Origin of the sequence: Flavobacterium sp. MEB061 (genome assembly GCF_000834715.1) — a bacterium.
Classification (GTDB): Bacteria; Bacteroidota; Bacteroidia; order Flavobacteriales; family Flavobacteriaceae; genus Flavobacterium; species Flavobacterium pectinovorum.
The window spans coordinates 1-303 of sequence record NZ_JXQR01000078.1; the positions used below are offsets into that span (position 1 = coordinate 1).

Consider the following 303-nt stretch of genomic DNA (forward strand, 5'->3'; position numbering starts at 1 on the left):
GTTAATGTGTTTCCAGATTTAGTAATAGTTCCTGTTCCTGCTGTCAAAGTATGAGTATAAGCTCCTACTGTTGCAATTCCTGAAACTGTAAAAGTTACTTTTCCTGTTGAACCACCTTTACACAATACATCGCTGTCTTTGTTAGCAGTAATTACTATTGGAGTAACCGGATTAATTGTATGAGCTTCTGTATAGAAACATCCATTTGCATCAGTAACTTTAAACATGTAAGTTCCTGGAGCAAGATTTGCAAAAGAATTAGATGTTTGTTTAGCAATAATTACCGGAGATGGAGCAATAGTT

At 35.0% G+C, this 303-nt stretch carries 1 protein-coding gene; it reads right to left on the bottom strand.

The features are described from left to right. A partial coding sequence (locus RT99_RS25515) for a hypothetical protein (RefSeq protein ID WP_042567385.1) occupies positions 1 to 303 on the bottom strand: 303 nt, incomplete at both ends.